This window comes from Mesorhizobium sp. (genome assembly GCF_017306585.1).
Classification (GTDB): Bacteria; Pseudomonadota; Alphaproteobacteria; order Rhizobiales; family Rhizobiaceae; genus Mesorhizobium.
The window spans coordinates 1-8,606 of record NZ_JAFKIC010000035.1 but is presented as its reverse complement, the minus strand read 5'-3'; the positions used below and the strand labels follow the sequence as shown (position 1 = coordinate 8,606).

At 64.8% G+C, this 8,606-nt stretch carries 9 protein-coding genes and 1 pseudogene; 1 reads left to right on the top strand and 9 read right to left on the bottom strand.

Annotation, left to right across the window (positions count from 1 at the left end):
• The 9 genes from J0I79_RS01315 to J0I79_RS01275 form a co-directional block, all read right to left on the bottom strand.
• Window positions 1-863: MoxR family ATPase (locus tag J0I79_RS01315; RefSeq protein ID WP_292854690.1), on the bottom strand; the 863-nt coding region annotated here is incomplete at its 3' end.
• A 9-nt stretch (window positions 864-872) separates the two neighbouring features.
• Window positions 873-1,874, bottom strand: coding sequence for a molybdopterin cofactor-binding domain-containing protein (locus J0I79_RS01310; protein ID WP_292854687.1), 1,002 nt, complete (start codon window positions 1,872-1,874; stop codon window positions 873-875).
• A gap of 1 nt (window position 1,875) precedes the next feature.
• The gene (locus J0I79_RS01305) at window positions 1,876-3,243 is read right to left on the bottom strand and encodes a xanthine dehydrogenase family protein molybdopterin-binding subunit (RefSeq protein WP_292854684.1); all 1,368 of its coding nucleotides are present in this window, start codon (window positions 3,241-3,243) and stop codon (window positions 1,876-1,878) included.
• Between the two features lie 13 nt (window positions 3,244-3,256).
• Window positions 3,257-3,739: a (2Fe-2S)-binding protein gene (locus J0I79_RS01300; protein ID WP_292854681.1), complete on the bottom strand. Its 483-nt coding sequence runs from the start codon at window positions 3,737-3,739 to the stop codon at window positions 3,257-3,259.
• A gap of 111 nt (window positions 3,740-3,850) precedes the next feature.
• On the bottom strand, window positions 3,851-4,645 hold the full coding sequence (locus J0I79_RS01295) for an FAD binding domain-containing protein (RefSeq protein WP_292854679.1): 795 nt from the start codon (window positions 4,643-4,645) through the stop codon (window positions 3,851-3,853).
• Between the two features lie 25 nt (window positions 4,646-4,670).
• The gene (locus J0I79_RS01290; RefSeq protein ID WP_292854676.1) at window positions 4,671-5,114 is read right to left on the bottom strand and encodes an SRPBCC family protein; all 444 of its coding nucleotides are present in this window, start codon (window positions 5,112-5,114) and stop codon (window positions 4,671-4,673) included.
• A 108-nt stretch (window positions 5,115-5,222) separates the two neighbouring features.
• A complete protein-coding gene (locus J0I79_RS01285; protein ID WP_292854674.1) occupies window positions 5,223-6,050 on the bottom strand; it encodes an AraC family transcriptional regulator in 828 nt (275 codons plus the stop codon).
• A 171-nt stretch (window positions 6,051-6,221) separates the two neighbouring features.
• Complete coding sequence (locus J0I79_RS01280; protein WP_292854671.1) at window positions 6,222-7,220, bottom strand: ABC transporter permease; 999 nt, start codon at window positions 7,218-7,220, stop codon at window positions 6,222-6,224.
• A gap of 49 nt (window positions 7,221-7,269) precedes the next feature.
• The gene (locus J0I79_RS01275) at window positions 7,270-8,013 is read right to left on the bottom strand and encodes an ATP-binding cassette domain-containing protein (protein ID WP_292854668.1); all 744 of its coding nucleotides are present in this window, start codon (window positions 8,011-8,013) and stop codon (window positions 7,270-7,272) included.
• Between the two features lie 441 nt (window positions 8,014-8,454).
• Between J0I79_RS01275 and J0I79_RS01270 the strand changes: the two are divergent.
• Window positions 8,455-8,606 (top strand): annotated as a pseudogene (locus J0I79_RS01270) (sugar ABC transporter substrate-binding protein); the annotation flags it as partial.

Below are 8,606 nucleotides of genomic sequence, written 5' to 3'. Positions count from 1 at the left end.
ACAATCCTCCCCAACTCCGGCGCGACATAAGACAAATCCTCCTCGTCCTTGATCAGCACACCGATGGCGCGGCGGAAGGCCTCCGGCCAGGGACTGCCGCCTTTTTCCAGGATGGTCGCGGCGTTGGCCCATTCCACCGCTTCGGCGATGCCGGGCGGCTTGGCGAGCGGGCGGGCACGGATGGTCTGCACGGCCGCCGCCACAGCGCGCGCGGTGACCTCAGCCACGTCACCGGCGCGCAGCATGATGATCTCGGCCTCTCGCGTGGCGTTGGGGTAGCCGATCCAGTGGTAGACGCAGCGGCGGCGCAGCGCCTCAGCGAGTTCGCGGGTGCGGTTGGAGGTCAGCACGACGATCGGCTGGGCGTTGGCGCGGATGGTGCCGCGCTCGGGGATGCTGATCTGGAAGTCGGAGAGGAATTCGAGCAGCAGCGCCTCGAACTCGTGATCCGAACGGTCGATCTCGTCGACCAGCAGCACGCGCTGTTGCGGCGCCCGCAGGACTTGCAGCAACGGCCGGGCGATCAGGAAGCGGTCGTCATAGATGTCGACCTCCTGTTCGCCGGCGTGGCGGATGGCGAGCAGTTGCCGCTGATAGTTCCACTCGTAGAGTGCGTGCGCGGCGTCGATGCCCTCATAGCATTGCAGGCGCACCAGATCGCGGCCGAGCAGTCCGGCGATGGCTTTCGCGGCCTCAGTCTTGCCGACGCCCGGCGCGCCCTCCAGCAGCAGCGGCTTGCCGAGCCGGATCGCCAGGAAGATGGCCGTGGCCAGGCTGTCGTCGGCCAGATAGCGAGAGGCGGCAAGATGTTCAGCCACCGCCTCCGGCGAAGTCGCGACGGTTTCGGCCTTGATATCAGGCATTTCGGTCACTCAGTTCGCCTGCGCCTTCAGCGCGCGCAAAATGCGTTCCGGCGTGATCGGCAGCGTGTCGATGCGCACGCCGACGGCGTCGAAGACGGCATTGGCGACTGCCGGTATTTGCGGATTGGCGCACATTTCGCCCGGCCCCTTGGCGCCGTAAGGCCCGTCCGCCGAAGGACGTTCCAGCACGATGATCTCGGTCTCGGCAAGGTCGCCGGGGCCGGGCATCAGATACTGGTTGAAGTCGGTGCCGCCATGGTCGCGGTTGGGGTAGTAGGGCTCGGTCGTCTCGTAGAGCGCGTGGCTGATGCCCATCCAGGAGCCGCCGACCAGCTGTTGCTCGACCATCTTCGGATTGAGCGCACGACCGATCTCGAAGACGTTCTTGACCGTCAGCACGGTAACTTCGCCGGTCTCGTCGTCGACCTCGACCTCGGCCACGGTGCAGGCATGCGCGTAGCAGGTCGACGGCTTCATCGCGCCGGTTTCCTTTTCCGGATAGGAGCGCGGGATCAGGAACATGCCGCGCCCGGAGATCGAGCGGCCGCGCTTGAAATGCGCCGAAAGCGCGACGTCGAAGATCGAGATCGATTTCTGCGGCGCACCCTTGACCAGTATGTTGCCCTGGCCGTCGGTTTCGAGGTCGGAGGCGTTCACCTCCAGCTCTTCCGCCGCCACTTCCAGCATCACCTGGCGAGCCTCCCTGGCTGCCTGGATCACGGCATTGCCGGCGCGGTGCGTGCCACGCGACGCGAACGTGCCCATGCAGTGCGGGCCGGTGTCGGTGTCGGCGGTGTCGACGACGACGCGATCGGTCGGCACGCCGATCGTCTCGGCGCAGATCTGCGCCATGATCTGCTTCATGCCCTGGCCGAGATCGACCGAGGACAGCGTCACCATGAAATTGCCGGTTGGCGTCGAATGCACCAGCGCCTGTGTCGGGTCGCCGCCGAGATTCATGCCGGTCGGATAGTTGATGGCGGCAACGCCGCGCCCGCGCCGGATCGTCATGTCAGGCTTCCTTCTTGTAGGAGGACATCGCCATGTATTTCTCCGCCACCGGCCAGTTGGCGGCGCGGGAGGCTTCCTGCATGCATTCGATGAGCGCGGCTCCCTCCGTCGGCTGGCGATGCGCTTTCATGTCGCCGTCGCGGTAGGCGTTGATGAAGCGGAATTCGAGCGGGTCCATGCCGATCAGCCGCGCCAACTTGTCCATCTGCACCTCCAGCGCGAAGTCGCCGATGGTGACGCCGAAACCGCGCATGGCGGAGGAGGGAGTGCGGTTGGTGTAGACGCAGTAGGTGTCGATCCAGACATTGGGGATGGTGTAGGGGCCGGGATAATGGCCGGCGCCCTTCTGTGCGCCATAGGGCGAATGACGCGAATAGGCGCCGGCATCGGTGTAGCCGGTGACTTTGCGTGCAATGATGCGGCCATCCTTCATGACGCCGTCCTTGATGACGACCTTCTCGGCGGCGCGCGGCGAGGAGATCTGCATCTCCTCCTCGCGGCTGTAGATGAAGGAGACCGGCCGACCGGTGAGCTTGGCGCCGAGGATGGCGATCGGCTCGACGATGACGTCGACCTTGCCGCCGAAGCCGCCGCCGACCGTGCCGCCGACGAAGTGCAGTTTCGAGCCCGGCATCTGCAGGATGATCGAGGTGTTGTCGAGCGTGAAGAACATCGCCTGCGTGTTGGTATAGCAGGTGAAGCGGTCATTGCCTTCGGGCATCACCACGCATCCGGTGGTCTCGGTCGGCGCATGCTCGATCGGCGAGGACTGGTAGCTCTGCTCCAGCACATGGTCGGCCCCGGCGAAGCCGGCCTCGACATCGCCGAAGCGCACCTTGCGGCACTCGCCGCTGTCGTAGAGATAATAGTTCTGGCCGTGATATTCGTTGACGATGGGGGCGCCGGGCTTCAGCGCTTCCTCCATATCGAACACGGCCGGCAGCACTTCGTAGTCGACCTTGACCTTGGCGGCCGCCTCCTTGGCGGCGCGCTCGGTCTCGGCCAGCACCGCCACCACGGCCTCGCCCTTCCAGCGCACCTTGCCGTCGGCCAGCACCGTCTCGTCCTCGGGTCCGATCTGGATCAGGATCAGGATGGTGTAGACGTTGTGCGGCACGTCCCTGGCGGTCAGCACCTTGACGACGCCCGGGTGCTTTTCGGCTTCCGACGTGTCGATCGAGCGGATGCGGGCATGGTGATGCGGGCTGCGCACCATCTTCAGATGCAGCATGCCGGGGAAATTGCGGTCGGCGAAAAAGGCTGTTTTGCCGGTGACGTGACCGGGCGAATCCAGACGCGGCCGGCCCTGACCGATCTCGTGCAGATCGTCCTTGCGGACATCGGCGAAATAACTCTTGCGCAGTTCCATTCTCTCGGTCCTCTCAGGCCGCGCTCTGCGAATTGGCGCGAGCGGCGGTGAGCACCGCCTGGATGATCGGCTCGTAGCCGGTGCAGCGGCAGATATTGCCCGACAGCGCCTCCACGACGTCCTCCCGGCTCGGGTTGGGCGTGTGATCGAGCAGCACCTTGGCCGCCATGATCATGCCTGGTGTGCAGAAGCCGCATTGGGTGGCGAAGGTGTCGAGGAAGGCACGTTGCAGGGGATGCAGCACGCCGCCTTCGGCGAGGCCCGATGTCGTGGTGATGGCCGCGCCGTTGCAGGTTTCGGCGAGCGTCAGACAGGATAGCCTCAACTCGCCGTCGACGATGACGGAGCAGGCGCCACATGTGCCTTGCTGGCAGCCGCCCTTCGGCGAGGTGTCGCCGATCTTGTCGCGCAAGGCATTGAGCAGCGTGGTACCGCTATCGACGAACTCGGCTTTTTCGGAGCCGTTGAGTGTGAACTGGACCGGGACCTTCGCCATTCTTCCTCCTTGCGCGCCTGCCCGAGTGATCGGACAGACGCGCGCCCCCCGACGGACTTGTTTGTGCTTGTCGTTATCCCAAAACCGCTTCACACTTTTGGGCGACAAGCATTAGCTCAGCAGCAGCCGGCCGAGATGGACCGGCAGGACTTCGGCGCGATACCAGGCGCTGGCGATCGGATCGGTGATGGGCGAGGTGCCTTCACCGGCTGCGCCAAGCGCCGCGGCGATGCCATTTGGGTCCAGTGTCTTGCCGAGCAGCGCTTTTTCCGCCGCCCTGGCGCGCACCGGCCGGTCGGCCATGCAGCCGAGCGCGATCCGTGCCGAGGAGATCGTGCCGTTGCCTGCCTGCTCCAGAACGACGGCGATGCTCAGCACCGACACGCCCTTGGGCTTGATCCGAGATACTTTCAGGAAACGGAAGCCATCGTCTTTGGGAAGCGCGAAACTCACGGACGTGACGATGGCGCGGCTGTTGTCCCGACCTCCCAGGAAGGTCTCGACGGGCAATTCGCCATCGTCGGTGCTGACCATGGCGTCGAGCGCCAGCAAGGCAACGGCGAAGTCGCCATAGGGCGCCGGTGCGAACAGATTGCCGCCGACGGTCGCCATGTTGCGGACCGCCGGCCCGCCAACGGCGCGCGCGGCCTTGGCCAGCGCGCCGAGTTCGGCATGGCGGGCGATCGCCGCCATGGTCACGGAGGCGCCGATGCGCACCCGGCCATCCGCGATCTCGACGGCCGACAGGGCCGGATCGGTCGACCTGACAAGGCCGGAGACCGCGACATCGCCTTCATTGGCCGCGCGGACCACGAGAGTACCCCCGCCGAGATAGCGGGTGCCGGCCACCTTCAGCGCCGCGTTGGCGTCCCTGACGGTCGGGAATGTCTGGAGGGCAAGCGCCATCGAACGCTCCTGTTCCCGGCCCGGCTCAGTTCTGGCCGGCGAAATGGCTCTTCAGGGCGTTGAAGCCGCCCTGGAAGACATTGGCGCCCATGCCGGCCGCGATCTTGTCGGCCTCTTCGGGGGCGGCGTCGAAACTGGCGGTCCATTCGGCATAGGTGCGGTCGCCATCGGTGACGCGGCGCAGTTGCAGCGTTGCCTTGTGGTTGGTGAGCGGCTGCGGCGTCTCAAGGATGGAGTAGCTGACCAGGAAATTCTGGTCGGAGAAGTCGAGCAGTTTTTCGCGCAGGCGCGCCCCGCTGGCGAGCTGGAAGTTGCGCACGCAGCCGATCGTGGCGGCATCCTTGCCATCCTCGATATGGCTCTCCACCATGCGCGGGTGCCAGCCCGGCAGGCCGTTGAAGTCGCGTATGCGCGCCCACACCTTTTCGACCGGCGCGTCGATGACGCTGGAGATGGTGACGTTGGCCATGGAATGTTCCCTTGCGAATGATCGTTGCGGCAAGGGTAGGGCGGTGGCGATGAGCCCGCTTATCAATGCGTCTTGGGCTTGTATCAAGCAGTCTGAAAAAGAGCCGGTTCAGGCCGTGGCCCGCGCCGCCTCGCGGTAAAGCGTCGGCGGCACGCCGACATGGTCACGGAAGAAGCGCGAGAAATTGCCCTGCGTTGTGAAGCCGAGATTGCAGGCGACCGAAATCAACGGTTCCTGCGACCATTGCAGCTGCCGCACGGCCTCTTCCATGCGCAGCGTATTCCAGTAGACATTGGGCGTCAGGTTGGTCTGTTCCTTGAACAGGGCGAAGAAATGCGGCCGCGACAAGCCGACGCTGCGCGCCACATCGTCGAAGGAGATGCGCTCGCAGACATTGGCCTTCATCAGCTGGATCGCCTTGCGGACGCGGAAATCCTGCATGGTGTTGACGCGGATGCGGCTCTCCTGCGGCGCCGAGGCGTCGGCGGCGTCGAGCACGGAGTCGATGAAGCGCTCGATCTCGTAGTTGGCGACGTCGTCGACGCTTTCATTGTCGGTGAGGTGGTCGAGAAGGCCGGCGGCGGCCTGATGCAGCCAGGGCTCGAGCGTGATCGCGGCCTGCGAAAACAGCGGCGCCGAGGAGGGCAGGTCCCGGCGGCGGCGCGCCCAGTCGGGGTCGATGTAGAAGGCGAGGAACAGGCCGGCCCTGCCGTCCTGCGACAGGACGTGGCTGTGCGGCTGGAGCGAATTGATGCCGGCGGCGGTGCCCGGTCCGAGCCGGACCGTTTCGCGGCCGATGGTCATCTCGCCGGCGGTGCCCTCGAGCCAGATGATCAGATGCGCCTCGACATGGGCATGGGTGACGAAGTCGCTCGCGACATTCAGGACAGAAACATGTCCGAACCGGCCCCAATAGAGCCTGATCGCTTCCGTCATGGGCATATCCTCCCGCGGGCGACTGGCCTCCCTTCGCCTGCATCGGTGATTTTGCGGCCGGGTTCCCGTTTTCGTCAAGGCGCCGGCCAGGGCCCGGCGCCTATGAGCCATGGCCCCGGCCGATTTTCAGACTGAGCGATAGGAACCGGAACGAATAACGCCCGCCGGCCGTCAGTCGCTGCGCCTGAAGTTGCGGATGCGGTCGAACAGCACCGCGAGCAGGATGGCGCCGCCGATGAAGGTGCCTTGCCAGAACGCATTGATGCCGAGCAGTCCCAGGCTGTTGCGGATTACCTCGATCAGCGCCGCGCCGACGATGGCGCCGAAGGCGGTGCCGACGCCGCCGGCCAGGTTGGCGCCGCCGATGACGGTGGCTGCGATGACCTGCAGCTCCATGCCGGTGCCGAGATTGGTGGTGACCGCGCCCAGCCAGCCGGTCTGGATGATGCCGGCAATGCCGGCCGACAATGCCGAGATCATGTAGACGGCGACCTTGATCTGCTTCACGGGCACGCCGGTCAGCGTTGCCGCATGCTCATTGCCGCCGATGGCGAAGATATGCCGCCCGAACTTGGTCCAGCGCAGGATGAAGCCGGTGATCAGCGCCAGGATGATCATGTAGAGCACCGGATTGGCGATGCCGAACACCCAGGCGCCGCCGCCGAGCGCCAGCAGCTTGTCGTGGTCCGGCCCGAACTGGAAGACGACGGTGTTGTTGGATGCGACCATAGCCAGGCTGCGCGCTATGGACAGCATGCCGAGCGTGACCACGAAAGGTGGAAAGCCGAGATAGGCGATCAATACGCCGTTGAAGCCGCCGATGACCAGCGCGGTGACGACCGAGGCCAGGATGCCGATTTCGATCGAATAGCCGGCATGCATGGTCACGGCCAGCACCATCGAGCACAGGCACAAGACCGACCCGACCGAAAGGTCGATGCCGCCGGTGATGATGACGAAGGTCATGCCGAGGGCGACGATGGCGACGAAGGTGACGTTGCGGGTGATGTTGTAGAGGTTCTTCGAGGTGGCGAAGGCATCGGTGGCGAAGGACAGGAAGACGCAGGCCAGGATGACGGCGATCACCACCCAGAAGGTCTGGCTGGAGAACATCCGCGACAGGAAAGTGTGCTGCTTCTGCGCGATCGTCTGGTCAAGGGTGACTGCCATTATCGACCTTTCCTGCCTGCGAAGCGCGCCGGCGTGATGAAAACAGCTTTCATGCCGCCTGTTCGATGGCGCCGGTGATCAGGCCGGTGACTTCCTCGGGCGAGCTCGACGCGATCTGCTTGTCGGCCACCTTCCTGCCGCGGCGCATGACGATGACGCGATCGGCGACGTCGAACACGTCGGGCATGCGGTGGCTGATCAGCACCACCGCGATGCCCTGGTCGCGCAGGTGGCGGATCAGGTTCAGGACCTCGGCGACCTGGCGGACCGAAATCGCCGCCGTCGGTTCGTCCATCAGCACGATCTTGGCCTGCGACAGCATGGTGCGGGCGATCGCCACCGCCTGGCGCTGGCCGCCCGACATCTGCTTGACCAGATCGCGCGGTCGCGTCTCGGACTTCAGCTCGGCGAAAAGCTGGCCGGCGCGCTTGTACATGGCGGCGTAGTCGAGGATGCGAAACGGGCCGACACCGCGCCGCAATTCACGGCCGAGATAAACATTGGCGGCCGCCGTCAGATTGTTGCACAGCGCCAGGTCCTGGTGGACGATCTCGATGCCGTGCTGGCGTGCTTCGGCAGGCTTGTGCAGGATCAATTCCCGGTCGTCCATGCGCATCGTGCCATGGCTCGGCGGGAAGTTGCCGGCGATCATCTTGACCAGCGTCGACTTGCCGGCGCCATTGTCGCCCATCAGGCCGACGACCTGTCCGGGCTCGATCGCCAGCGAGACGTCATTGACCGCCTGGATCGCGCCGAAATGCTTCGAAATGTTGGTGAGTTCGAGAACCGCCACCAGCCTGTTGCCTCCCCATGCCTCGCCGTTCGCCTGCAGACAGGCGAGGGCTTGCCGTCGCCTTTCCCAGCTCCTCCCGGAAACAGCGATGCCGTCATTTACGCAAATGGCCGCGCGGGCGTCAATTGTCGAGCGGGTAATTGTCAGACGAATAGTGCGGTGTTGTTTTGAAAAATCCGTTTTGTAGGACAAATTGCAATTGACGTCGGCGACGCGCCGTTGTTAGCTGGGTGCCGGAGGAAGATATGCCGGTCGATGAAGCCGTGATTGGCGGCATGGCCGGCCGGAGGTCATCGATCGTGCCGGCGCTGCCGGTCCGATCGCATCTGCAAATGCTTATCGGCCTTGCCTGGCGGTACGAGCGTTCGCCCTGCCATTTCGCATCAAGCCGATTTGTGTGGCGGGCACGCCGTGTCCGTCTGTTTCCAAGGGAGGACTGATATGAGGAAAACAGTTTTGCTCGCCGCCGTCGCCGCCTTGGCGCTGGGCGCCGGGCCGGCTCTGGCCAAGAAGCAGCTCGTCATCGTGGTGAAGGGTCTCGACAACCCGTTCTTCGAGGCCATCCACCAAGGCTGCGAGAAATGGAACAAGGA